The sequence below is a fragment of the Streptomyces sp. NPDC043876 genome (genome assembly GCF_056435825.1).
Genome location: NZ_JBWKDV010000009.1, coordinates 335,612 through 359,233 on the forward strand (window position 1 = coordinate 335,612; position 23,622 = coordinate 359,233).

General features: G+C 71.4%; 22 protein-coding genes. 14 read left to right on the forward strand and 8 right to left on the reverse strand.

The window, feature by feature from the left end; translation table 11 throughout:
• The first annotated feature begins 158 nt into the window (after positions 1-158).
• Together whiG and AC0693_RS27565 are read left to right on the forward strand one after the other, a co-directional pair.
• Positions 159-992, forward strand: a complete 834-nt coding sequence (gene whiG, locus AC0693_RS27560) for an RNA polymerase sigma factor WhiG (protein WP_356407899.1) — start codon at positions 159-161, stop codon at positions 990-992.
• Between the two features lie 52 nt (positions 993-1,044).
• Positions 1,045-1,602: a TetR/AcrR family transcriptional regulator gene (locus tag AC0693_RS27565; protein WP_468464676.1), complete on the forward strand. Its 558-nt coding sequence runs from the start codon at positions 1,045-1,047 to the stop codon at positions 1,600-1,602.
• Between the two features lie 73 nt (positions 1,603-1,675).
• Here the strand turns inward: AC0693_RS27565 and AC0693_RS27570 are convergent, their stop codons facing one another.
• On the reverse strand, positions 1,676-2,194 hold the full coding sequence (locus AC0693_RS27570; protein WP_478803152.1) for a murein hydrolase activator EnvC family protein: 519 nt from the start codon (positions 2,192-2,194) through the stop codon (positions 1,676-1,678).
• Positions 2,195-2,443: 249 nt separating this feature from the next.
• Between AC0693_RS27570 and rpsB the strand changes: the two genes are divergently transcribed.
• The 9 genes from rpsB to AC0693_RS27615 all read left to right on the forward strand — a co-directional run bounded on the left by rpsB (position 2,444) and on the right by AC0693_RS27615 (position 12,440).
• Positions 2,444-3,379 (forward strand): 30S ribosomal protein S2, encoded by a 936-nt coding sequence (gene rpsB / locus AC0693_RS27575; protein WP_356407894.1) that lies wholly within the window; start codon positions 2,444-2,446, stop codon positions 3,377-3,379.
• 135 nt (positions 3,380-3,514) lie between these two features.
• Positions 3,515-4,351 (forward strand): translation elongation factor Ts, encoded by an 837-nt coding sequence (gene tsf, locus AC0693_RS27580; RefSeq protein ID WP_478803153.1) that lies wholly within the window; start codon positions 3,515-3,517, stop codon positions 4,349-4,351.
• 162 nt (positions 4,352-4,513) lie between these two features.
• The gene (gene pyrH, locus AC0693_RS27585) at positions 4,514-5,293 is read left to right on the forward strand and encodes a UMP kinase (protein ID WP_267011952.1); all 780 of its coding nucleotides are present in this window, start codon (positions 4,514-4,516) and stop codon (positions 5,291-5,293) included.
• 68 nt (positions 5,294-5,361) lie between these two features.
• Positions 5,362-5,919 carry a ribosome recycling factor gene (frr, locus tag AC0693_RS27590; RefSeq protein WP_356408003.1) on the forward strand — a complete coding sequence of 186 codons (558 nt, stop codon included), beginning with the start codon at positions 5,362-5,364 and terminating at the stop codon, positions 5,917-5,919.
• Complete coding sequence (locus AC0693_RS27595; RefSeq protein WP_356407889.1) at positions 5,919-6,986, forward strand: phosphatidate cytidylyltransferase; 1,068 nt, start codon at positions 5,919-5,921, stop codon at positions 6,984-6,986. Before frr ends, AC0693_RS27595 begins: the two co-directional genes overlap by 1 nt.
• 118 nt (positions 6,987-7,104) lie before the next feature.
• The gene (gene rlmN / locus AC0693_RS27600) at positions 7,105-8,217 is read left to right on the forward strand and encodes a dual-specificity RNA methyltransferase RlmN (RefSeq protein ID WP_356407886.1); all 1,113 of its coding nucleotides are present in this window, start codon (positions 7,105-7,107) and stop codon (positions 8,215-8,217) included.
• A gap of 316 nt (positions 8,218-8,533) precedes the next feature.
• A complete protein-coding gene (locus tag AC0693_RS27605) occupies positions 8,534-9,628 on the forward strand; it encodes a thiamine ABC transporter substrate-binding protein (RefSeq protein WP_478803154.1) in 1,095 nt (364 codons plus the stop codon).
• A gap of 170 nt (positions 9,629-9,798) precedes the next feature.
• Positions 9,799-11,415, forward strand: coding sequence for an ABC transporter permease (locus AC0693_RS27610; protein WP_469336970.1), 1,617 nt, complete (start codon positions 9,799-9,801; stop codon positions 11,413-11,415).
• The gene (locus tag AC0693_RS27615; RefSeq protein ID WP_478803155.1) at positions 11,415-12,440 is read left to right on the forward strand and encodes an ABC transporter ATP-binding protein; all 1,026 of its coding nucleotides are present in this window, start codon (positions 11,415-11,417) and stop codon (positions 12,438-12,440) included. The genes AC0693_RS27610 and AC0693_RS27615 overlap by 1 nt, the downstream gene beginning before the upstream one ends.
• 393 nt (positions 12,441-12,833) lie before the next feature.
• Here AC0693_RS27615 and AC0693_RS27620 read toward each other — a convergent pair whose 3' ends face one another.
• The 6 genes from AC0693_RS27620 to AC0693_RS27645 form a co-directional block, all read right to left on the reverse strand.
• Positions 12,834-13,739, reverse strand: a complete 906-nt coding sequence (locus AC0693_RS27620; protein ID WP_356407877.1) for a DMT family protein — start codon at positions 13,737-13,739, stop codon at positions 12,834-12,836.
• A gap of 49 nt (positions 13,740-13,788) precedes the next feature.
• Entirely contained in the window at positions 13,789-14,922 is a 1,134-nt protein-coding gene (locus tag AC0693_RS27625) for an LOG family protein (protein ID WP_356407874.1), read from the reverse strand.
• A gap of 26 nt (positions 14,923-14,948) precedes the next feature.
• Positions 14,949-16,028 carry a hypothetical protein gene (locus AC0693_RS27630; protein WP_478803156.1) on the reverse strand — a complete coding sequence of 360 codons (1,080 nt, stop codon included), beginning with the start codon at positions 16,026-16,028 and terminating at the stop codon, positions 14,949-14,951.
• Positions 16,010-16,840, reverse strand: a complete 831-nt coding sequence (locus tag AC0693_RS27635) for an ABC transporter ATP-binding protein (protein ID WP_478803157.1) — start codon at positions 16,838-16,840, stop codon at positions 16,010-16,012. The genes AC0693_RS27630 and AC0693_RS27635 overlap by 19 nt, the downstream gene beginning before the upstream one ends.
• Before the next feature lie 170 nt (positions 16,841-17,010).
• On the reverse strand, positions 17,011-18,390 hold the full coding sequence (locus tag AC0693_RS27640) for an aspartate aminotransferase family protein (RefSeq protein WP_356407866.1): 1,380 nt from the start codon (positions 18,388-18,390) through the stop codon (positions 17,011-17,013).
• Positions 18,375-18,878, reverse strand: a complete 504-nt coding sequence (locus AC0693_RS27645; protein WP_356407864.1) for an Lrp/AsnC family transcriptional regulator — start codon at positions 18,876-18,878, stop codon at positions 18,375-18,377. Before AC0693_RS27645 ends, AC0693_RS27640 begins: the two co-directional genes overlap by 16 nt.
• 169 nt (positions 18,879-19,047) lie before the next feature.
• Here AC0693_RS27645 and AC0693_RS27650 point away from each other — a divergent pair, with 169 nt between their 5' ends.
• The 3 genes from AC0693_RS27650 to AC0693_RS27660 all read left to right on the forward strand — a co-directional run bounded on the left by AC0693_RS27650 (position 19,048) and on the right by AC0693_RS27660 (position 22,357).
• Complete coding sequence (locus AC0693_RS27650; protein WP_356407861.1) at positions 19,048-20,487, forward strand: gamma-aminobutyraldehyde dehydrogenase; 1,440 nt, start codon at positions 19,048-19,050, stop codon at positions 20,485-20,487.
• Positions 20,488-20,594: 107 nt separating this feature from the next.
• A complete protein-coding gene (locus AC0693_RS27655) occupies positions 20,595-21,773 on the forward strand; it encodes a polyamine ABC transporter substrate-binding protein (protein WP_469318322.1) in 1,179 nt (392 codons plus the stop codon).
• A 92-nt stretch (positions 21,774-21,865) separates the two neighbouring features.
• Positions 21,866-22,357: a hypothetical protein gene (locus tag AC0693_RS27660; protein WP_469318323.1), complete on the forward strand. Its 492-nt coding sequence runs from the start codon at positions 21,866-21,868 to the stop codon at positions 22,355-22,357.
• Here AC0693_RS27660 and AC0693_RS27665 read toward each other — a convergent pair.
• The gene (locus tag AC0693_RS27665; protein WP_478803158.1) at positions 22,347-23,543 is read right to left on the reverse strand and encodes a serine hydrolase domain-containing protein; all 1,197 of its coding nucleotides are present in this window, start codon (positions 23,541-23,543) and stop codon (positions 22,347-22,349) included. The two genes, AC0693_RS27660 and AC0693_RS27665, sit on opposite strands and share 11 nt — an antisense overlap.
• Positions 23,544-23,622: the final 79 nt, after the last annotated feature.

Consider the following 23,622-nt stretch of genomic DNA (forward strand, 5'->3'; position numbering starts at 1 on the left):
GGTGGCAGCCGCCGGGACCGTGCGCGCGGCGCCGGTCCCGGGCCTCCCGTGCGGGGCGGGGGGCCCCGGCGCCCCCGCGCGATCCCGTACTCTTCGCGCACCGCGACACTCTCGTCACGCTACGCTCCCAAGGAATCCGGCTCCGGCAAAGGCGAAGCATGCCCCAGCACATCTCAGGGTCTGACCGCGCTGCGGTGCCCCCCGCTGCCCGTGGCAGCGTGCGGACCACCGCGCCCTCGTCCCTGGACGTGCTCTGGCGCTCGTACAAGGAATCGGGGGACGAGCGCCTGCGGGAACAGCTGATCCTGCACTACTCGCCGCTCGTCAAGTACGTCGCCGGCCGGGTGAGCGTGGGGCTGCCGCCCAACGTCGAGCAGGCCGACTTCGTCTCCTCGGGCGTCTTCGGACTCATCGACGCCATCGAGAAGTTCGACATCGAGCGGTCCATCAAGTTCGAGACCTACGCGATCACCCGGATCCGGGGCGCGATGATCGACGAACTGCGGGCCCTGGACTGGATCCCGCGCTCGGTCCGGCAGAAGGCGCGGGCCGTCGAGCGGGCGTACGCCACGCTCGAAGCCCAGCTGCGCCGCACCCCGACCGAGATCGAGGTCGCCGACGAGATGGGCGTCGCGCTGGAGGAACTGCACGCGGTCTTCAGCCAGTTGTCCCTCGCCAACGTGGTCGCCCTGGAGGAGCTGCTGCACGTCGGCGGCGAGGGCGACCGCCTCTCGCTGATGGACACGCTGGAGGACACCGCCGCCGACAACCCCGTGGCGGTGGCCGAGGACCGCGAGCTGCGCAGGCTGCTCGCGCGGGCCATCAACACGCTCCCGGACCGGGAGAAGACGGTGGTGACCCTCTACTACTACGAGGGGCTCACCCTGGCCGAGATCGGCCACGTCCTCGGGGTCACCGAGAGCCGGGTCAGCCAGATCCACACCAAGTCGGTCCTCCAGCTGCGGGCCAAGCTCGCGGATGTGGGGCGCTGAGCCCGCACCACCTCCGTACAGTGGTCGCGTGCCCAGGATTCGAGCGGCCTCCGTGGCCGAGCACCGGACGATGCAGCGAGGCGCCCTGCTGGACGCCGCGCGCTCCCTGCTGTCCGAAGGCGGGACGGAAGCGCTGAGCTTCCCCGCCCTCGCCGAGCGGACCGGTCTCGCCCGGTCCTCCGTCTACGAGTACTTCCGCTCCCGCGCCGCCGTGGTCGAAGAGCTGTGCGCGGTGGACTTCCCCGTCTGGGCCGCCGAGATCGAGGCCGCGATGGAGCGCGCCGCGACCCCGGAGGCGAAGATCGAGGCGTACGTCCGCAGCCAGCTGGGCCTGGTGGGCGACCAGCGGCACCGGGCCGTGGTGGCGATCTCCGCCAGCGAGCTGGACGCCGGCGCCCGAGAGAAGATCCGGGCCGCGCACGGCGCTCTGATCGCGATGATCGTCGAGGCGCTGGCCGCCCTGGGCCACGAGCACCCGCGGCTGGCCGCGATGCTGCTCCAGGGGGTCGTCGACGCCGCCGTGCGCCGGATCGAGCTGGGCGCCGGCGAGGACCCGGCCGCGGTCACCGAGACCGCCGTGTCCATGGCCCTGCGCGGTGTCCGCGGCTGAACCCCGGAATCCCGGGACCGGAACCCCTGAACCGGAACCCCTGAACCGGAACCCCTGGACCCAGCGCCCCCCGTCAGGGACCCCGCGGCAGCAGCCGGGGTGCCGGTCGCGGGAGCAGGGTCAAGGGGTTCAGGTAGCTCTCGCCCGCCAGCAGGCCCCAGTGCAGGCACGGGGTCGGGCAGTGACCGCCCGCTTCGAGCACCGCGACCGGGAGCCCCGCGCTCACCTCGTCCCCTTCGGCGACCAGCGCCCGTACCGGCTCGTACGTCGTGCGCAGGCCGCCCGGCAGGGTGAGCGAGAGGACCCCGCGGCCCGCGACCCGGCCGGCGAAGTGCACCCGGCCCGGTCCCACCGCGCGGACCTCCGTGCCCACCGCGGCGGTCAGGTCCACGCCCCGGTGGCCCGCCGCGTACGGGGTGGGCGGCGGCTCCCACCACCGCGCCACCCGGAGCGGAGCGGGCAGCGGCCGCCCGCCGCCCGCGGCGGACACCGGTCCGGACACGCGCTCCGGCAAAGGCCCTGGCAAGGGCGTCGGCACCGTCAAGGACACCGACGCCAGCAGGGTCGTCAGCAGCGGGATCAAGGTCTTCATGCCACCACGGTCCCGCACCCCGGAGCGCCCCCGCCGGGGCCTGTGGACAGCGGGCGGCGTGTGGATATCGGCGTCACCCGCACACCGCCGGGTCCCGTACACTTCTTGTGGCGATCCGGGTCACCGGGTCGACTTCGCACGCCCCAGCAGCGGCCCGTCAGGCCGCGTCGCAGCGTCTCTCGGTCCCCTGGTCGGGGGCAGGGCGCGGTGGGGCGTCAGGAACCAAACCGAGAAAACAAGGAGATGGCCATGGCCGTCGTCACGATGCGGGAGCTGCTGGAAAGCGGCGTCCACTTCGGTCACCAGACCCGTCGTTGGAACCCGAAGATGAAGCGCTTCATCTTCACGGAGCGCAACGGCATCTACATCATCGACCTGCTCCAGTCGCTGTCGTACATCGACCGCGCCTACGAGTTCGTCAAGGAGACCGTCGCCCACGGCGGCTCCATCATGTTCGTCGGTACCAAGAAGCAGGCCCAGGAAGCCATCGCCGAGCAGGCGACGCGCGTGGGCATGCCGTACGTCAACCAGCGGTGGCTCGGTGGCATGCTCACCAACTTCTCCACCGTCTACAAGCGCCTCCAGCGTCTGAAGGAGCTTGAGGCGATCGACTTCGAGGACGTCGCGGCCTCGGGTCTCACCAAGAAGGAGCTCCTCGTGCTCTCGCGCGAGAAGGCCAAGCTGGAGAAGACCCTCGGCGGTATCCGCGAGATGTCGAAGGTTCCCAGCGCCGTCTGGATCGTCGACACCAAGAAGGAGCACATCGCCGTCGGTGAGGCGCGCAAGCTCCACATCCCGGTCGTCGCGATCCTCGACACCAACTGCGACCCCGACGAGGTCGACTACAAGATCCCGGGCAACGACGACGCGATCCGCTCCGTCACCCTGCTCACCCGCGTGATCGCCGACGCCGTCGCCGAGGGCCTCATCGCCCGTTCCGGTGCCGCCACCGGTGACTCGAAGCCGGGCGAGAAGGCCGCCGCCGAGCCGCTCGCCGAGTGGGAGCGCGACCTGCTCGAGGGCGACAAGAAGGCTGACGACGCTGCCGAGGCTCCGGCCGAGGCCGCCGCCGTCGAGGCCGACGCCGCTGTCGAGGCTCCGGCCGCCGAGGCCCCGGCCGCCGAGGCCGAGGTCGCCGCCGAGCCCGTCGTCGAGGCTCCGGCCGCCGACGCCGAGCAGGCCTGACCCACTGAGAGCGCCCGGCGTACACCCGCCGGGCACTCCGGGCACGGACGATGACGGCGGGGGAGCCGCGCCACGAGCGCGTCTCCTCCGCCGTTCACCCGTAGATCCACGACTTCGAGAGAGAATCACAGACTCATGGCGAACTACACCGCCGCTGACGTCAAGAAGCTCCGCGAGCTGACCGGCGTCGGCATGATGGACTGCAAGAACGCTCTGGTCGAGTCCGACGGCGACGTCGACAAGGCCATCGAGGCGCTCCGCATCAAGGGCCAGAAGGGTGTCGCGAAGCGCGAAGGCCGTTCTGCCGAGAACGGCGCCGTCGCCTCCCTCATCTCCGACGACCACACCTCCGGTGTCATCGTCGAGCTGAAGTGCGAGACGGACTTCGTCGCCAAGGGCGAGAAGTTCCAGGCCGTCACCAACCAGCTGGCCGCCCACATCGCCGCGTCCAACCCGGCCGACCTCGAGGCGCTGCTCGCGTCCGAGATCGAGCCCGGCAAGACGGTCCAGGCGTTCGTGGACGAGGCCAACGCCAACCTCGGCGAGAAGATCGTCCTGGACCGCTTCGCGCAGTTCACCGGCGGTTACGTCTCCTCGTACATGCACCGCACCATGCCCGACCTGCCGTTCCAGATCGGCGTCCTGGTCGAGCTGGACAAGGAGAACGCCGAGGTCGCCCGCGGCATCGCGCAGCACATCGCCGCTTTCTCCCCGAAGTGGCTCTCCGAGGACGAGATCCCGGCCGAGATCCTCGAGTCCGAGCGTCGCGTCGCCGAAGAGGTCACCCGCGCCGAGGGCAAGCCCGAGGCTGCCCTGCCGAAGATCGTCGAGGGTCGCGTCAAGGGCTTCGTCCGCGACAACACCCTGCTCGGCCAGGCCTACGCCCTGGACGCCAAGAAGTCCGTCCAGAAGGTTCTGGACGAGGCCGGTGTCGCCCTGGTGCGCTTCGCGCGCATCAAGGTCGGCATCTGAGTCCGTCCGTACGCGACGGACACCGGACCCCGGTAGGGTCTGAGGCAGTCGTCCGCGTTCGCGCCGGTCGACCGCAGATCTGACGAGGAGGCCATTGCCGTAGAGGGAACCGCGAGGACCCACCGGCAATGGCCTCCTTCGTATGTGCACGAGGAGATCTCCATGAATCAGGGCGTGGACCCCCACACCGCTTCCGACGACAAGAGCGACCACGAGAAGAAGGGTCGCCGCTTCATGCTCAAGCTGTCCGGCGAAGCCTTCTCCGGCGGCGGCGGGCTGGGCGTCGACCCTGACGTCGTGCACGCCATCGCCCGTGAGATCGCGGCCGTGGTCCGCGACGGCGCCGAGATCGCGATCGTGATCGGCGGCGGCAACTTCTTCCGCGGCGCCGAGCTCCAGCAGCGCGGCATGGACCGGGCCCGGTCCGACTACATGGGCATGCTCGGCACCGTGATGAACTGCCTCGCCCTCCAGGACTTCCTGGAGAAGGAGGGCATCGACTCCCGGGTCCAGACCGCCATCACCATGGGGCAGGTCGCGGAGCCGTACATCCCGCTGCGCGCCGTGCGCCACCTGGAGAAGGGGCGCGTCGTCATCTTCGGCGCGGGCATGGGCATGCCGTACTTCTCCACCGACACCACCGCCGCCCAGCGCGCCCTGGAGATCGACGCCGAGGCCCTGCTGATGGGCAAGAACGGCGTGGACGGGGTCTACGACTCCGACCCGAAGAAGAACCCGGACGCGGTGAAGTTCGACGCGCTGGAGTACAGCGAGGTGCTGTCCCGCGACCTCAAGGTCGCCGACGCCACGGCCATCACGCTGTGCCGCGACAACAAGCTGCCGATCCTGGTCTTCGAACTGCTCGCCGAGGGCAATATCGCCCGCGCCGTCAAGGGTGAGAAGATCGGCACGCTCGTCAGCGACCAGGGCACCCGGGCCTGACACGGGCGCCCGGGGCCGGCCGGCCCCGCCAGCCTGAACCATCCATTCAAGACATGCAGGAGCACGTGGTGATCGAAGAAACCCTCCTCGAGGCCGAGGAGAAGATGGAGAAGGCCGTCGTCGTCGCCAAGGAAGACTTCGCGGCGATCCGCACCGGCCGCGCGCACCCGGCGATGTTCAACAAGATCGTGGCCGACTACTACGGCGCCCTCACGCCGATCAACCAGCTCGCGTCCTTCGCGGTGCCCGAGCCGCGCATGGCGATCGTCACGCCGTTCGACGCCTCCGCCCTGCGCAACATCGAGCAGGCCATCCGCGACTCCGACCTCGGCGTCAACCCGAGCAACGACGGCCGCATCATCCGGGTCACCTTCCCCGAGCTGACGGGCGAGCGCCGCAAGGAGTACATCAAGGTCGCCAAGACCAAGGCCGAGGACTCCAAGATCTCCATCCGCTCCATCCGCCGCAAGGCGAAGGACACCCTCGACAAGATGGTGAAGGACAAGGAGGCCGGCGAGGACGAGGTGCGCCGCGCGGAGAAGGAGCTCGACGACGCCACCGCGAAGTACGTCACGCAGGTCGACGAGCTGCTGAAGCACAAGGAAGCCGAGCTGCTCGAAGTCTGATGAACGACTCTCCCTGGCGGGCGGAGCCGGTTCCGGCGGGTCCCGCATACGATGCGCGGGTGGGCCCGCACACTCGGCCCATGCCCATCGTGCCCGATGCCGCCGGCCGTGACTTCGACGACCGGGAAGCACGCGATCCGGGGGCCGCCGACGCCGGCGGCCCCCTGTTCCGCGCCGAGACGCCGCCGCAGGAGCCCATGTCCACCCCACCTTCGCAGGCCCCGCAGGGCGCCTCGCAGCCCCCGCAGAAGAAGCGGGCCGGCCGTGACCTGCGTGCCGCCATAGGGGTCGGCATCGGCCTCGGCGCGGTGATCTTCGCCTCGCTGTTCATCGTCAAGGCCGTCTTCGTCGGCGTCGTCGTCGTCGCGGTCGTCGTGGGGCTGTGGGAGCTGACCTCCCGCCTCCAGGAGAAGAAGGGCATCCGGGCCCCGCTGGTACCGCTCGCGGTCGGCGGCGCGGCCATGGTCATCGCCGGGTACGTGCGGGGTGCCGAGGGCGCCTGGATCGCGATGGCCCTGACGGCGCTCGCCGTGCTCGTGTGGCGGATGACCGAACCGCCGGAGGACTACCTCAAGGACGTCACGGCGGGCGTGTTCGCCGCGTTCTACGTGCCGTTCCTGGCCACCTTCGTCGCGATGCTCCTCACCGCCGACGACGGGCCGCAGCGCGTGGTCACCTTCCTGCTCCTGACGGTCGTCAGCGACACCGGGGCGTACGCGGTGGGCTGGCGCTTCGGCAAGCACAAGCTGGCCCCGCGCATCAGCCCCGGAAAGACCCGCGAGGGGCTCTTCGGTGCGGTGGCCTTCGCGATGGCGGCCGGCGCGCTGTGCATGGAGTTCCTGATCGACGGCGGTGCCTGGTGGCAGGGCCTGCTGCTGGGCCTGGCCGTCGCGGTCAGCGCCACGCTGGGCGACCTCGGCGAGTCGATGATCAAGCGGGACCTGGGCATCAAGGACATGGGCACGCTGCTGCCGGGGCACGGCGGGATCATGGACCGGCTGGACTCGCTGCTGCCGACCGCGCCCGTGGTGTGGCTGCTGCTGGCGGCGTTCGTCGGTACCGGCTGAGCCCTCGGGGAGACCGGGGGAATCCGTCCGAGAGGGGCGCAACCGCCCGGGCGGTTACCCTTGAAAGGCGCGCTGCTTCTTGCGGTGCGCCTTTCGTCTTTACCGAGGAGTACCTGCCATGGCCCGCCCTGTTCCGGGAGAGCTCACTTTCGTCGCCCCGCGCGGAGCCAAGAAGCCCCCGCGGCACCTGGCCGACCTCACCCCTGAGGAGCGGCGCGAGGCGGTGGCCGCGATCGGTGAGAAGCCCTTCCGGGCCAAGCAGCTGTCGCAGCACTACTTCGCCCGGTACAACCACGACCCGGCGCAGTGGACGGACATCCCCGCGGCCTCGCGCGAGAAGCTCCGCGAGACGCTGCTCCCGGACCTGATGTCGGTCATTCGCCACATCTCGTGCGACGACGACACGACCCGCAAGACCCTGTGGAAGCTGCACGACGGCACGCTCGTCGAGTCGGTGCTGATGCGCTACCCCGAGCGGGTCACCATGTGCATCTCCTCGCAGGCCGGCTGCGGCATGAACTGCCCGTTCTGCGCCACCGGCCAGGCGGGCCTGGACCGCAACCTCTCCACCGCGGAGATCGTGCACCAGATCGTCGACGGCATGCGCGCCCTGCGCGACGGCGAGGTGCCCGGCGGTCCGGCGCGCCTGTCGAACATCGTCTTCATGGGCATGGGCGAGCCGCTGGCCAACTACAACCGCGTGGTCGGCGCCATCCGCCGGCTCACCGATCCGGAGCCCGACGGCCTCGGCCTGTCGCAGCGCGGCATCACCGTCTCCACGGTCGGCCTGGTCCCGGCCATGCTCCGGTTCGCCGACGAGGGCTTCAAGTGCCGCCTCGCCGTCTCGCTGCACGCCCCCGACGACGAGCTGCGCGACACCCTGGTGCCGGTGAACACCCGCTGGAACGTCCGCGAGGTGCTGGACGCGGCCTGGGAGTACGCCGACAAGTCCGGCCGCCGGATCTCCATCGAGTACGCGCTGATCCGCGACATCAACGACCAGGCCTGGCGCGGTGACCGTCTCGGGCGGCTGCTCAAGGGCAAGCGCGTCCACGTGAACCTGATCCCGCTGAATCCCACCCCGGGCTCGAAGTGGACCGCCTCGCGCCCCGAGGACGAGAAGGCCTTCGTCGAGGCGATCGCGCGGCACGGCGTGCCGGTGACCGTACGGGACACCCGCGGCCAGGAGATCGACGGCGCCTGCGGCCAGCTCGCCGCGTCCGAGCGCTAGGAGGACGGCGAGCACGGGGAGTGCCCGGAGCGGCCGGAGTGGTCGGCCGCCCGGTGCCGAGCTGACCCGGTGGTTCGGCCGCGGGGTACCCTGTGGCCGAAACCAACTGCATATTCCGACAGGGGAGCGCCACAGCGCTGAGAGTGCGGTAACCGTCACCGCAGACCCTCTGAACCTCGCCCGGGTCATTCCGGGTAGGAAGTTCGGTCACCACTCAAGCTGTTGCGCCCTGCCCGGCGACCGCTCCCGCGTCCACGTGCGCGGGGCGCCGGGCGGGGCCGCGTCTTCTCCTGGTCATCCCAGGAGGAAGCATTTCATGAGCACCACCCAGAAGATCGCGGGCAGCGCGCTCGCCGTCGCGCTCGGCATCGCCGCGCTCGCCGCGTGCGGCGACGCCAAGGACACCTCGGCGGGCGCGGGCGACGCGGCCAAGCCCAAGACGATCACCCTCGTCAGCCACGATTCCTTCAACGTGACCCCGGCCGTCCTGAAGGAGTTCGAGCAGCAGAGCGGCTACACCGTCAAGGTCCTCAAGAGCGGCGACGCGGGCGCCGCCCTCAACCAGGAGATCCTGACCAAGGGCTCGCCGCGCGGCGACGTCTTCTTCGGCGTCGACAACACCCTGCTCTCGCGCGCGCTCGACAACGGCATCTTCACCCCGTACGAGGCCAAGGGCCTCGCCGGCGTCGGCGCCGAGTACCAGCTCGACAAGGAGCACCGGGTCACCCCGGTCGACTCCGGCGACATCTGCGTCAACTACGACAAGGCGTACTTCGCCGACAAGAAGATCGCCCCGCCGCAGACGCTGGACGACCTGGTCAAGCCGGAGTACAAGAACCTGCTGGTCACCGAGAACGCGGCGACCTCCTCGCCCGGCCTCGGCTTCCTCCTCGCCTCCGTCGGCGCGCACGGCCAAGACGGCTGGAAGGACTACTGGACCAAGCTCAAGGCCAACGGCGTCGAGGTCGTCGACGGCTGGGAGCAGGCGTACAACGAGCGGTTCTCCGGCTCCGCGGGCGGCAAGAAGGCCAAGGGCGACCGCCCGCTGGTCGTCTCCTACGCCTCCAGCCCGCCGGTCGAGGTCCTGTACGGCGAGCCGCAGTCGGCCGAGGCGCCCACGGGCGTCGCCACCGGCACCTGCTTCCGCCAGATCGAGTTCGCGGGCCTGCTCAAGGGCGCGAAGAACGAGGAGGGCGGCAAGGCCCTGGTCGACTTCCTGGTGAGCAAGAAGTTCCAGGAGGACATGCCCCTCCAGATGTTCGTGAACCCGGTGGTCAAGGACGCGAAGCTGCCGGAGCTCTTCACGAAGCACGGCGTGGTGATCGACAAGCCGCAGACGGTCGCTCCCGACGCCATCGCGAAGAACCGCGAGCAGTGGGTCAAGGCATGGTCTTCGCTCGTCGTGAAGTAGACGCCGCGAAGGAGTCCGATGCGGCGCCGGGGGGCGCCGCGCCGGACTCCGGCGCCGTCCGGGGCGAGGGGCCCCTCGCGGGCCCCGGGCCCGGCCTCCCTTCCGGTTCGGGCCCCGGGACGCAGCCGGGCGCCGAAGGACGCCGGGCCGTCGCGGTGCGACTTGCCCTGATGGCCGTGCCCCTCGCCTTCTTCGGCCTCTTCTTCGCCTACCCGGTCGCCGCGATCGTCGGCCGCGGGCTGAAGAGCGACGGAGCGTGGCACTTCGGCCGCATCGGCGAGGTGCTCGCCCGGCCCGACATCGGCGACGTGCTGTGGTTCACCACCTGGCAGGCGCTGGCCTCGACCGCGCTGACGCTGCTGATCGCGCTGCCCGGTGCCTACGTCTTCGCCCGCTTCGAGTTCCCCGGCAAGCACCTCCTGCGCGCGGTGGTCACCGTTCCGTTCGTGCTGCCCACCGTGGTGGTCGGCACCGCCTTCCTGGCCCTGGTCGGACGCGGCGGGATGCTCGACGAGCTGTGGGGCGTCCGCCTGGACACCACCGTCTGGGCGATCCTGCTCGCCCACGTCTTCTTCAACTACGCCGTCGTCATCCGCACGGTCGGCGGCCTGTGGGCGCAGCTCGACCCGCGCCAGGAGGAGGCCGCCCGGGTGCTCGGAGCGGGGCGCTTCGCGGCCTGGCGGCGCGTGACCCTGCCCGCGCTCGGCCCCGCCGTCGCCGCGGCCGCCCTCATGGTGTTCCTGTTCACCTTCACCTCCTTCGGCGTCGTGCAGATCCTCGGCGGACCGGCGTACTCCACCCTGGAGGTGGAGGTCTACCGGCAGACCGCGCAGCTGCTGGACCTGCCGACGGCCGCCGTCCTGACGATGGTGCAGTTCGCGGCCGTCGGCGCCATCCTCGGCGTCCACGCCTGGACCGTGCGCAAGCGGGAGACCGCGCTCCGCCTGGTCGATCCGGCGCGCACCGCGCGGCGGCCGCACGGAACCGGGCAGTGGCTGCTGCTCGCCGGGGTCCTCGCGACGGTGGCCCTGCTGGTCGTGCTGCCGCTCGGGGTGCTGGTGGAACGCTCCTTCGACGCCCCCGGCGGGTACGGGCTCACCTACTACCGGGCGCTGGCGGACCAGGGCGCCGGGGGCGGGACCTTCCTGGTGCCGCCGCTGGAGGCGATCTGGAACTCGCTCCAGTACGCCCTGGCCGCCACCGGCATCGCGCTGGTCGTCGGGGGGCTCGCGGCCGCGGCGCTCACCCGGCGCGGGGGCCGTTTCGTACGCGGCTTCGACGCGCTGCTGATGCTCCCGCTGGGCGTGTCCGCCGTGACGGTCGGCTTCGGTTTCCTGATCACCCTGGACGAACCGCCGCTGGACCTGCGGACGTCGTGGATCCTGGTGCCGCTGGCCCAGGCGCTGGTCGGCGTCCCCTTCGTCGTACGGACCATGCTGCCCGTCCTGCGCGCGGTGGACGGGCGGCTGCGCGAGGCCGCGGCGGTGCTCGGGGCCTCGCCGCTGCGGGTCTGGCGGGAGGTGGACCTGCCGCTGGTGCGGCGGGCGCTGCTGATCGCGGCCGGGTTCGCCTTCGCGGTCTCGCTCGGCGAGTTCGGTGCGACCGTCTTCATCGCGCGGCCCGACCACCCGACGCTGCCCGTGGCCGTGGCCCGGCTGCTGGGGCGTGCGGGCGGGATGAACTACGGGCAGGCGATGGCCCTGAGCACGATCCTGATGCTGGTGTGCGCGGTGTCCCTGCTGGTGCTGGAGCGACTGCGACCCGACAAGACCTCCGGAGAGTTCTGATGACCCTGCTGGAACTGAGCGGAGTGTCGGTGCGCTTCGGCGAGCGCACGGTCGTGGACGCCGTGGACCTGGCGGTCGCCGCACACGAGACGGTGTGCGTGCTGGGCCCCAGCGGCAGCGGGAAGTCCACGCTGCTGCGGGTCGTCGCCGGGCTCCAGGCGACCGCCGCCGGGCGGGTGCTGCTCGGGGGCGCCGACCAGCGGGGAGTGCCGGTGCACCGGCGCGGGGTGGGCCTGATGTTCCAGGACCACCAGCTCTTCCCGCACCGGGACGTCGGCGGGAACGTGGCCTTCGGGCTGCGGATGCGGGGGGCGGCGCGGCCGTCGTACGAGGCCCGGGTGGCCGAACTGCTGGAGATGGTCGGGCTCCCGGGCGCGCAGCGCCGGGCCGTGGCCTCCCTGTCCGGGGGCGAGCAGCAGCGGGTGGCGCTGGCCCGCGCGTTGGCCCCCTCGCCGCGGCTGCTGATGCTCGACGAACCGCTGGGGCAGCTGGACCGGGGGCTGCGGGAGCGGCTGGTGGTCGAGCTGCGGGGACTCTTCTCCCGGCTGGGCACGACCGTCCTGGCCGTGACGCACGACCAGGGCGAGGCCTTCGCGCTGGCCGACCGGGTGGTGGTCATGCGGGAGGGGCGGATCGCGCAGGCCGGGACCCCGCTGGAGGTCTGGCAGCGGCCGGCGTCCGAGTTCGTGGCGCGGTTCCTGGGCTTCGAGAACGTGGTGACGGCGACGGTGTCGGGGGGTGTCGCGGACACGGTGTGGGGCCGGATCCCGGTCCCGGCGGGATCCCCGGAGGGACCCTGCCGGGTGCTGGTCCGGCCCGCGGGGGTGGTGGTGGGGGGCCTCGGCGGCCTGCCGTGCGTGGTGGAGGCGCGGACCTTCCGGGGGTCGCACGTGGCGCTGCTGCTGAGGGCGGGGGCGGGGCCGGTGCTGGAGGCCGAGTGTGATCTGGCGGGGGCGCCGGAGCCGGGGAACCGCGTGGCGGTCCGCTTCACCCCGTCCGAGGTGGTCGTCCTCCCGCCCCGGTAACGGCCCCGGCCGTACGCGTGCGCAGCCCGCCCCGCCCCTGGGCGCGGTGCTGGGGTGATGCCGACCCGCGGGCCTTCGCCCGGATCCCACCGGAAGGCCGCCCGACCCGTCCTCCGGAGGCGCCTCAAACGCCGGCGGGGCTGGGGTTGCGTGCGCTGAGCCGTTGGCGAGCCCGCCGGGGACTGGGCTTGCGTGCGCGTAGCCGTGAGGCTCAGGCCTCCGGGCGACTCGGGACGCCCGGAGCATTTTCAGCCTGCCCGGCGTTTGAGGGCCCGCCGGAGGCCACACAGGGGCGACCCGGGCTGGGATGCCCGGGAAAAGTCAGCCCGCCCGGCGTTTGAGGGCACCTCGGAGGAGGCCGCCGTGCCCCGGGGGGACCGGGGGAGGCAGGGGTCAGGGGACCGGGAGGGGGGATGGGGTCGGGGCGGGGGACTCGGCGGCTTCGTGGTTGCCGAACCAGGCCACCGCCACCGCACCCGCCACCGCCAGGACGAAGCCGAGTACGGCCAGCCACGCCAGCCCGGGACGCGACGCGTCACCGAGCCACAGCACACCGATCGCCCCCGGCAGCACCGTCTCGCCGACGACCAGCGCCGCCGTCGCGCCGTTCACCGAGCCGATCTGCAGGGCCACGGTGTGCAGGTACATGCCGCCGGTCCCGGCGATGAGGATCGCGTACAGGGCCGGGTCGGCCAGCAGCGACCCCAGCGCGAAGGGCTCGACGCCGTCGAGGATCCGTACGCCGACCCCGAGCGCGCCGAACGCCAGGCCCGACAGCAGACCCGCGAGGATCGCGGCCCGCCCGCCGAGGAACCGTACGGCCACCGTCCCGCCGACGATGATCAGCACGGTCACCGCCAGCAGCCACCAGTGCGTGGCGGCCGCGGCGTGGTGCCCGCCCTCGTGGCCCGCGGCGGTCGCCAGCAGCACCAGCGCCCCGCAGACGACGCCGATGGAGGTCCACTCCTTGCGGGTCAGCCGGATGCCGAGCAGCTTCACGCTCAGCACCGCGGTGATCACCAGGTTGGCGCTGATCACGGTCTGGGACAGGAAGAGCGGCAGCAGCCGCGCGGCCAGCGCGCCGAGCCCGAACCCCACGAAGTCCAGGATCGTGCCGACGATGAACTCCCAGGTCATCGCGGCCTTGGCGGTGGAGGCGAGGTTCGGGCCACCGTGCTGGGTGACCCCCGCGCCGGCATCGGAGCTCCGGGCCGCCTTGCGGGAGCCGACGGCTTGCAGGACGGATCCCGTGCCGTAGCAGATGGACGCCGCGACAGCGGTCAGCAGGCCTATGAGCACAGAAGGCTCCGTTCACGTCTGGCAGATTTTGCGTTCCTATTACTCTTACTCATGCCAGACGGCGCAGAGGCCCGCCGAGTTGCCTCGTCCCCTGAACGAATGACGCGAGCACCGCCGGAACCTCCTCGACGGAGTCGACCAGGGCGATCCGGGACTCCATCGGCCGGCCCGCCGCGAGGGAGCGGAGCAGCGGCCACACCGGCAGCCGCTCGGTCCAGTGCTCGCGGTCGACCAGGATCATCGGGGCCGGCTCGCCCCGGGAGCCGTAGTAGTTCGGGGTGGCGTTGTCGAAGACCTCCTGGACCGTCCCCGCCGCGCCCGGCAGGAACACCACGCCGGCGGTGGACCGGGCGAGGAGCCCGTCCTCGCGGACGGCGTTCGCGAAGTACTTCGCGATGTGGCCCGCGAAGGCGTTCGGCGGCTCGTGACCGTAGAACCAGGTGGGGATGCCCACCGAGTCGCCTCCGCCGGGCCAGCGTTCCCGGACGGCGAAGGCCGCCCGCGCCCAGTCGGAGACCGACGGGGCGAACGACGGCGCCTTGGCCAGCATCTCCAGCGCTTCCGGCAGCGCCTCGTCCGGCGCCGGGGCGAGGTACGCGCCGAGGTTGGCCGCCTCCATCGCACCGGGGCCGCCACCGGTGGCGACGGTCAGACCGGCCCGGGCCAGGCTCCGGCCCAGCCGGGCCGCGCCCGCGTAGGCCGCGCCGCCGCGGACCAGGGCGTGGCCGCCCATGACGCCCACCACCGGCGCGTCCCCGAGGTGCTCGTCGAGCGCGTCCGAGATGGCGTCGTCGTGCAGCGAGCGCAGCATGGAGGAGAAGACGTCGCCATCGGCCTTCGTCTCCTGCAACCAGGCGTACGCCTCGGCGTCCGGGGTCGCCTCGTAGCCGGCGGGGAGCGAGGCGAACAGCTCTTCCGGGGTGTAGAGCAGCCCCCGGTAGGGGTTGAACGGAAGGTCCGGCACCGGAGGGAAGACCAGGGCCCCGTCCGCGCGCACCTTCGCGGCGGCGTCCGGCTCCATGGGGCAGCCCAGGAAGACGGCGGCGGAGGTGTCGCACGACAGCAGGGGCAGGGTCCGCTCCAGCAGGTTGACCGACTGGATGCGGTAGCCGCTCAGGTCCCCGCGGGCGACGACCTGGTCGAATTCGGCGAGTGTCTCGATCTCGATGTCCGGGTAAGCCATTCCGCCCACACTAGGGGCTGAACGCGTCAGCGGGTCAGGGCCAGCACCGTCAGCTGCGCCACACCCCAGCTGAGCGGCGCGCACAGGACGAGCAGCGCGCCCGCCCGCAGGAGCACCGCGCCGCGCAGGACGCCGCCCGCGCCGCCGAGGCCCCGCAGGGTCTCGCGGGCGGGGGTGCGCACCTGGCGGATCTCGACGGCGGTGATCAGCAGGGTCGCGGCCGCGCAGAGGCCGACGAGCGCGGCCGCGGGCCCGGTCAGCGGGCCCAGCGGCACCTCCAGCCCCCCGCGCTCGCGCAGCGCCAGGGCGGTCAGCGCCCCCGCGGCCACCGCGCACAGGACGCCGAGGGGGCGCCCGACCCGGGGCGCCTCCTCCTGGAGGGTCCGCCCGGCGAGCAGCCGCAGCGCGCCCGGACGCACCGCCTGGACCAGCGTCCCGCAGGCGTAGGCCAGGCCCGGCCCCGCCAGGGACAGCCCGACGGCGATCAGCGTCCAGCCCGCGAGCATCCCGGGCCCGCCCCGGCCCGTGTACGCCTCGACGGCGAGCCCGCAGGCGGTGAGTGAGATGCCCCACGGCAGCTCGGCCTGCGGGGCGCGCCGCGCCCGGGCCCGCGGCCGCAGGGCGAGCGCGGCGGTGACCGAGGCGATGAGCGGTACGAGCGCGAGCAGGGTGAGGGCGGCGGCGAGCGGCAGCGGCTGGTCGGCGTGCAGCAGCTTCGCCCCGGCCCCGTCGAAGGGCAGTCCGGAGACCTCCCCGCGCAGGTGCAGGAAGGCGGCCAGGGCGAGCGCGCTGCCCAGGGCGCAGGCGATGGCGGTGGAGATCGCCGCGACGAGACCGAGGCGTACGGGCCCCAGCCCGGCCGCGTCCATGCCCTCGGGGGGCCGGGTGGCCGGATCGGTACGGGCCACCGCGACGGCGAAGTGCACGGTCGCGGCGAGCGGCACGAGGGTCCACAGCAGCCGGGGGAACGATCCGGCCGGCCCGGCGAGCGCGCCGGCCAGCACGTAGAGCAGCAGGAAGCCGGTCCCGGCCGACGCGGCCGCGACCAGGAGGCGGCGGAACTGGACGAGCGGCCGGGAGCCCCGGGTCAGGCGGAGAGCGAGCACGCGCCCTGGCCCTCCGCTTCGTCCGGCAGCCCGAGGGCCGCGGCGTCGGTATCGGTATCGGTACCGGGCTGGGCGTCGGCGTCGGTGTCCGCGCCTGCGCCCTTGGGCGGGGCGGAGTCCGCGGCGCGGCCCGCCGAGGTGGCCGGGCGGCCGTCCAGGAGGGCCACGCGGCGGTCGGCGACCTCCGCGGTGCGCTCGTCGTGGGTGGCCAGCAACACGGTGATCTCGTGCGACCGGGCGGCGGTGGTGAGCGTGCGCAGCAGCGTGGCCTGCTCGGCGCGGTGCAGGGGGGCCGTCGGCTCGTCCGCAAAGATCACGGAGGGCTCGCCGACCAGGGCCCGGGCCAGCGCGACCCGCTGCGCCTCGGCGCGGGTCAGGGCGCCGGGCCGCTTGCGGGCGAAGCCGCCGATGTCGAGCCGGTCCAGCCATTCGCAGGCGGCGCGCTTGGCGGCGCGGTGCGAGGCGCCGGAGAGGAGCAGCGGCAGCGCCGCGTTCTCCCACACCTTCAGTTCGGGCAGCAGTCCGGGCTCGGGGCCGATCCAGCCGAACCGGTCGCGGCGCAGCCGCTCCCGGGCCACCGCGCCCATGGTGTGCACGGGGACGCTGTTGAACCACACCTCGCCCTGTTCGGGCACGAGCTGCCCGGACAGGCAGCGCAGCAGCGTGGTCTTGCCGCTGCCGCGGGGGCCCGTGACGGCGAGGACCTCACCGTGGCGGACGCCGACCGAGACACCGATGAGGCCGGGCGAACCGCTGTGGGAGTAGTGCAGGGAGCGTGCCCAGAGCACGTCGTTGTCCGGTGGAGCAACCATGGCGTACACCTCCGTCCGGGGGAACGAAGCGGAGCCGGCTTGGTCACTGGCGCCGCAATGAGATGTAAGGAGATGAACGTCCCGGTCGGCTACAGCACACGGCCCGGACCCCCTCGTTCTCACTCGAACGGAGGATCCGGGCCGTGGGGACCGGCGGAGCCGGGGCTGCTCTAGAGCTTGGTCCACGCCTCGGTGAGCACCGAGCGCAGGATGCCCTCGATCTCGTCGAAGGTGCCCTGATCGGCGATCAGCGGCGGGGCCAGCTGGATGACCGGGTCGCCGCGGTCGTCGGCGCGGCAGTACAGGCCGTTCTCGAAGAGCGCCTTGGAGAGGAAGCCGTAGAGCACGCGCTCCGTCTCCTCGTCCGTGAAGGACTCCTTGGTGTTCTTGTCCTTGACGAGCTCGATGCCGTAGAAGAAGCCGTTGCCGCGGACGTCACCGACGATCGGCAGGTCGTGCAGCTTCTTCAGCGTCGAGAAGAAGGCGTCCTCGTGGTCCAGCACGTGCTGGTTGAGGCCTTCCTTGTCGAAGATGTCGAGGTTGGCGAGGGCCACGGCTGAGGAGACCGGGTGGCCACCGAAGGTGTAGCCGTGCAGGAAGGTGTTGTCACCCTTGTAGAACGGCTCGGCGAGCTTGTCCGAGATGATGCAGGCACCGATCGGGGAGTAGCCCGAGGTCATGCCCTTGGCGCAGGTGATCATGTCCGGGACGTAGTCGAACTTGTCACAGGCGAACATCGTGCCGAGGCGGCCGAAGGCGCAGATCGTCTCGTCGGAGACGAGCAGCACGTCGTACTGGTCGCAGATCTCGCGGACGCGCTGGAAGTAGCCGGGCGGCGGCGGGAAGCAGCCACCGGCGTTCTGCACCGGCTCCAGGAAGACGGCGGCGACGGTGTCCGCGCCCTCGAACAGGATCTCCTGCTCGATCTGGTCGGCGCACCAGCGGCCGTAGGCCACCGGGTCGTCGCCGTGGATCGGGGCGCGGTAGATGTTGGTGTTGACCACCTTGTGCGCGCCGGGGACCAGCGGCTCGAAGGGGGCCTTGAGGGCCGGCAGGCCGGTGATGGACAGGGCGCCCTGCGGGGTGCCGTGGTAGGCGACCGCGCGGGAGATGACCTTGTACTTGGTGTGCTTGCCCTGGAGCTTGAAGTACTGCTTGGCCAGCTTCCAGGCGGTCTCGACGGCCTCCCCGCCACCGGTGGTGAAGAAGACCTTGTTCAGGTCGCCGGGGGCGTAGTGGGCGAGGCGCTCGGCCAGCTCGACGGCCTTGGGGTGCGCGTACGACCAGATGGGGAAGAACGCGAGTTCCTGCGCCTGCTTGTAGGCGACCTCGGCCAGTTCCTTGCGGCCGTGACCGGCGTTGACCACGAACAGTCCGGCCAGACCGTCCAGGTAGCGCTTGCCCTTGTCGTCCCAGATGTAGGTGCCCTCGCCCCGGACGATGGTGGGGACGGGCGCGTTCTCGTAGGACGACATGCGGGTGAAGTGCATCCACAGGTGGTCGTACGCGGTCTTGGAGAGGTCCTGGCTCACGGTTATCGGGTTCCCCACATGTAGGTCTGCTTCTTCAGCTTCAGGTAGACGAAGCTTTCGGTGGATCGCACGCCGGGGAGCGCGCGGATCTTCTTGTTGATCGTGTCGAGCAGGTGGTCGTCGTCCTCGCAGACGATCTCCACCATCAGATCGAAGGAGCCCGCGGTCATCACCACGTACTCGCACTCGGCCATCGCCGTCAGCGCGTCGGCCACCGGATCGAGGTCCCCCTCGACATTGATGCCGACCATCGCCTGACGCCGCAGCCCCACGGTGAGGGGGTCGGTGACGGCCACGATCTGCATGACGCCCTGGTCGAGCAGCTTCTGCACGCGCTGGCGCACGGCGGCTTCGGACAGGCCGACGGCCTTGCCGATCGCTGCGTAGGGACGGCGACCGTCCTCCTGCAGTTGCTCGATGATCGCCAGGGACACAGCATCGACCGAAGGGGACGGTTGTCTGTTCCTGGAATCTGCGCTTCGACTGACCACACCCTCACTGTGCACGAGGAGTCGTCTGTTCCGCAAGCCATGACCGATGTATTTCGTTGTTCGAGGGCTCGGATAGCGCGGATTTCGCAGTTCGTGGCGTCCGGCTCTGTCGAAAGCGTCTCCCCAGCGGCTAGGCTGGGGTTTTGTCTCAACCGTTGGACATGTGATCAGGAGAGTGGCTGTAGTGACCAGCGAACTGCGTCGTCTGCGCAACTACATCGGCGGGGAGTTCAAGGACGCCGCCGACGGGCGGGTCACCGAGGTGGTCAACCCCGCCACCGGCGAGGTGTACGCGACCGCCCCGCTGTCCGGGCAGGACGACGTCGACGCCGCCATGGCCGCCGCCGCGGCCGCCTTCCCGGGCTGGCGCGACACCACCCCCGCCGAGCGGCAGAAGGCCCTCCTCAAGATCGCGGACGCCTTCGAGGCGCGCGCCGAGGAGCTGGTGGCCGCCGAGTCCGAGAACACCGGCAAGCCCCTCGCCCTGACCGCGAGCGAGGAACTGCCGCCGATGGTGGACCAGATCCGCTTCTTCGCGGGCGCCGCGCGCCTGCTGGAGGGCCGCTCGGCCGGTGAGTACATGGAGGGCATGACCTCCATCGTGCGCCGCGAGCCGGTCGGCGTCTGCGCCCAGGTCGCGCCGTGGAACTACCCGATGATGATGGCCGTGTGGAAGTTCGCCCCGGCCATCGCGGCGGGCAACACCGTGGTCCTCAAGCCCTCGGACACCACCCCGGCCTCGACGGTCCTGATGGCCGAGATCATGGACGCGATCCTGCCCAAGGGCGTCTTCAACGTCGTGTGCGGCGACCGGGAGACCGGCAAGGCGATGGTCGAGCACGCCACCCCGGCGATGGCCTCCATCACCGGTTCCGTGCGCGCGGGCATGCAGGTCGCCGAGAGCGCCGCGAAGGACGTCAAGCGCGTCCACCTGGAGCTGGGCGGCAAGGCCCCGGTCGTCGTCTTCGAGGACGCCGACATCGCCAAGGCCGCCGAGGACATCGCGGTCGCCGGCTTCTTCAACGCCGGCCAGGACTGCACCGCGGCCACCCGCGTCATCGTCCACGAGTCGGTCCACGACGAGTTCGTCGCGGCGCTCGCCAAGAACGCGGCGGACACCAAGACGGGGCAGCCGGACGACGAGGACGTGCTCTACGGCCCGCTGAACAACCCGAACCAGCTCAAGCAGGTCTCCGGTTTCATCGAGCGCCTCCCCGCGCACGCCAAGGTCGAGGCGGGCGGCCACCAGGTCGGCGAGAAGGGCTACTTCTACGCCCCGACCGTGGTCTCCGGGCTCCGCCAGGATGACGAGATCATCCAGAACGAGGTCTTCGGACCGGTCATCACCGTCCAGTCCTTCACGGACGAGGCGCAGGCCCTGGAGTACGCGAACGGCGTCGAGTTCGCCCTCGCCTCCTCGGTGTGGACCAAGAACCACGGCCGCGCGATGCGCATGTCCAAGAACCTGGACTTCGGCTGCGTGTGGATCAACACCCACATCCCGCTGGTCGCCGAGATGCCCCACGGCGGCTTCAAGAAGTCCGGCTACGGCAAGGACCTCTCGGCCTACGGCTTCGAGGACTACACCCGGATCAAGCACGTGATGACCTCGCTCGACGGCTGACCGGTCGCCGGCCCGCCGGCGCATCGTCCACCCGCGTTCGCGGAAGGGGCGGGCGGTAGACAACATGTCTATTGCCCGCCCCTTCGGCATTCGCCCAGTCTGGGCGCATGCCTGAACTCGCTCTCTCCCGCCGCGCGGCACTGCGCGGCCTCGGCGCCGCGGGCCTGCTGGCCGGCCTCGTCGGCTGTGGTGTGCCCGCCGCGTACGTCCCGGAAGACCGGCGGGAGGGGGCGGACCGGTCGGCCGACGACCGGAGCCTGGCCTTCGCGAACTGGCCGCTCTACATCGACACCGACGAGGCGGACGAAACCCGGCGCCCGACGCTGGACGCCTTCTCGGAGCGCACCGGGACCGCGGTGAAGTACACCGAGGAGATCAACGACAACGACGAGTTCTTCGGCAAGGTCAGCCCGGCCCTGATGAACCACCAGGAGACCGGTCGCGACCTGATCGTGGTCAGCGACTGGATGGCGGCCCGCTTCGTCCGGCTGGGCTGGGCCCAGACGATGAACCGGGCGGCGCAGCCGAACGTCACCGCGCACCTCGACCCGCAGCTGCGCTCCCCGGCCTTCGACCGGGGCCGCCTGCACACCGTCCCCTGGCAGTCCGGGATCACCGGCATCGCCTACAACCGCAAGGCGCTGGGGCGGGAGATCAAGTCCGTCAAGGACCTGTGGCACCCGGACCTGGCGGGCAAGGTGACGCTCTTCTCCGGGCTCGACGAGTCGTTCTCCCTGCTCATGCAGGGCAACGGCGTGGACGTCACGCGGTGGACCGAGACCGACTTCCACCGGGTGTGCGACCAGGTGGAGGAACTGGTCCGCAAGAAGCACATCCGCCGCTTCACCGGCAACGACTACACCTCCGACCTCAGCAAGGGCGATGTGCTCGCCTGCCAGGCCTACTCCGGCGACGCCATCCAGCTCCAGGCCGACAACCCCGACATCGAGTTCGTGGTGCCGGAGGAGGGCGCCGAACTCTGGGCGGAGAGCCTGCTGATCCCCAACCTCGCCCGCCACAAGGCCGCCGCCGAAGCCCTCGTCGACCACTACTACCAGCCGGAGGTCGCCGCGGAACTGGCCGCCGCCGTCAATTACGTCTGCCCGGTGCCCGCCGCCCGTGAGGTGCTGGCCGGCTCCGATGACAAGGAGACCGCCGAACTGGCCGCGAACCCGCTGATCTTCCCCGACGGCGACATGCGCAAGCGGCTGGCCGTGGCCCGGGACATCCCGGCCGCGCAGCGGCAGCCCTTCGCGAAGCGCTGGAACGCCATCGTCGGCCTCTGAGCCGCGGGGCGGTCCGTCACGGTCGGGCCACGGAACTGAACGCGTTCAGGATTTTTGCTGAACGTGTTCAGAAATCGGCGTACCCTTCGATCATGAGCGAAAGAAGCGTGCTCCTGCGCCGCATCCGTGCCTGGCTGGCCGTGTTCCTCGTCTGCCTCGTCCTCAGCGGTCTCACGGCCTTTCCCCTCGTCAGCGAGCTCCGGTGGGCCAACTCCCTGGTTTCCCACGAGTGGCTGCGCCGGGTCGGTGAGGGGCTGGACCGCGCCGACGCGGACTACCCCTTCCTCCTCTACGGAACCGACTGGCTCGCCTTCGCCCACCTCGTGATCGCGGTGTTCTTCTACGGGGTCCACCGCGATCCGGTCCGCAACATCTGGATCGTCGAGGCGGGCATGATCGCCTGTGCCGGCATCATCCCGCTGGCCCTGATCTGCGGGCCGATCCGCGGCATCCCGTTCGGCTGGAGCGTCATCGACATGGCCTTCGGGGTGTTCGGCGTCATCCCGCTCCTGGTGCTGCGCCGCATGATCAAGCGGCTGGAGGCGATGGCCGACGTACCGGCGGCGGCGGCCCTCACTTCTTGAAGGCGGCCAGCACCAGCTTCTGGGTTATGGGGTTGGCCTCCAGGCCCTTGGCGTCCGTGGAGTTGACCGAGTAGACGAGGGTGCGGGACAGGTCGCGGGTGCCGCCGATCGCCGTGTTGTACCCGTACCGGCCACCCGTCTTGCCCCAGGCGACCACGCCGCCCGGCAGCAGGAACCGTCGCAGGCCGGCCGACATGTCCGCGTCCTTCCCGTCGACGCCCTGCACCGCCGGCACGGTGAACATCTCCTCCAGCTGGGCCTTCGGCACGATCCGTCCGCTGAAGAGGGCCACCGTGAAGCGTTCCAGGTCCGCCGTGGTCGAGATGAGGTCGCCCGCCGCGAACTCGCGGGAGGAGTTCCAGTCGCTCACATCGACCAGCTCCGTGCTCCCGTCGGCCCCGGGTACGGCCTCGTAGCCGTGGTGGTGCGGCCCGGGGATGCGGACCCGCACGGGGCCCGGGAAGGAGGTGTCCCGCAGCCCCAGCGGCTTGATGATCCGGGCCTCGACGGCCTTCGCGTACGGGGTGCCCGTCAGCTTCTCGATCAGCACGCCCAGGACCGTGTAGCCGATGTTGAGGTACTCCTGCTTGGTGCCCGGATCGAAGGCCGGCCCCTTCGCCACCGCGTCGGCGATCATGGCGTGCGGGTCGGCGATGTCGAACCGGTGGGCGTAGGCATCGGCGAACGCGTCCCCCGGACCGTCGGCCGGCCGGATGCCGCTCGTGTAATTGAGCAGCTGGCGCACCGTCACGGGCCGGAAGGTGCCGGGCAGCAGCCCCGGCAGGTACCGCTGAACGGGCTGGTCGAGGCCCACCCTGCCCTCGGCCGCCAGCTGGAGCACCACCGCGGCGGTGAAGGTCTTGGTCACCGACCCCACCCGGAACCGGGCCTCCGTGATGGCCGGGTGGCCGGTGCGGACGTCCGAGACGCCCGAACCGCCCTGCCAGCTCCCGCTGGTGCCCCCGACGCGGACCAGCGCGGCCGTCGCGTCCTTGTTCCCGGCGCCGAGCCCCGCGATCGCCTCCGCCAGGGCCGCCGCGTCGGGCGCCGAAGCCACCACGGGCGCAGCGGGCGCCGCGGACGTCACGGCGGATCTCGGGGCGGCACCCGCCTGGGCGACGAGCGGACCGGACGCGATGCCCAGGGCCACGGTGACGGCGATCAGTGTGCGCGTACGAGCGTTCATGGTGTTCCCCCGTGAAGTGCGGTGCGGGCTCCGGGCCCTTTGCGGCCCCGGCCCTCGATGACTCCATGGTGCTGCTCGC

Bases quoted from the DNA above. Each gene is read 5' to 3' on its own strand.
- AC0693_RS27665 (WP_478803158.1), bottom strand. From the start codon at position 23,543: ATGAACGCTCGTACGCGCACACTGATCGCCGTCACCGTGGCCCTGGGC.
- whiG (WP_356407899.1), top strand. From the start codon at position 159: ATGCCCCAGCACATCTCAGGGTCTGACCGCGCTGCGGTGCCCCCCGCT.
- AC0693_RS27615 (WP_478803155.1), top strand. From the start codon at position 11,415: ATGACCCTGCTGGAACTGAGCGGAGTGTCGGTGCGCTTCGGCGAGCGC.
- AC0693_RS27655 (WP_469318322.1), top strand. From the start codon at position 20,595: ATGCCTGAACTCGCTCTCTCCCGCCGCGCGGCACTGCGCGGCCTCGGC.
- tsf (WP_478803153.1), top strand. From the start codon at position 3,515: ATGGCGAACTACACCGCCGCTGACGTCAAGAAGCTCCGCGAGCTGACC.
- pyrH (WP_267011952.1), top strand. From the start codon at position 4,514: ATGAATCAGGGCGTGGACCCCCACACCGCTTCCGACGACAAGAGCGAC.
- AC0693_RS27570 (WP_478803152.1), bottom strand. From the start codon at position 2,194: ATGAAGACCTTGATCCCGCTGCTGACGACCCTGCTGGCGTCGGTGTCC.
- rpsB (WP_356407894.1), top strand. From the start codon at position 2,444: ATGGCCGTCGTCACGATGCGGGAGCTGCTGGAAAGCGGCGTCCACTTC.
- AC0693_RS27625 (WP_356407874.1), bottom strand. From the start codon at position 14,922: ATGGCTTACCCGGACATCGAGATCGAGACACTCGCCGAATTCGACCAG.
- AC0693_RS27660 (WP_469318323.1), top strand. From the start codon at position 21,866: ATGAGCGAAAGAAGCGTGCTCCTGCGCCGCATCCGTGCCTGGCTGGCC.
- AC0693_RS27610 (WP_469336970.1), top strand. From the start codon at position 9,799: ATGGCCGTGCCCCTCGCCTTCTTCGGCCTCTTCTTCGCCTACCCGGTC.
- rlmN (WP_356407886.1), top strand. From the start codon at position 7,105: ATGGCCCGCCCTGTTCCGGGAGAGCTCACTTTCGTCGCCCCGCGCGGA.
- AC0693_RS27635 (WP_478803157.1), bottom strand. From the start codon at position 16,840: ATGGTTGCTCCACCGGACAACGACGTGCTCTGGGCACGCTCCCTGCAC.
- AC0693_RS27605 (WP_478803154.1), top strand. From the start codon at position 8,534: ATGAGCACCACCCAGAAGATCGCGGGCAGCGCGCTCGCCGTCGCGCTC.
- AC0693_RS27595 (WP_356407889.1), top strand. From the start codon at position 5,919: ATGAACGACTCTCCCTGGCGGGCGGAGCCGGTTCCGGCGGGTCCCGCA.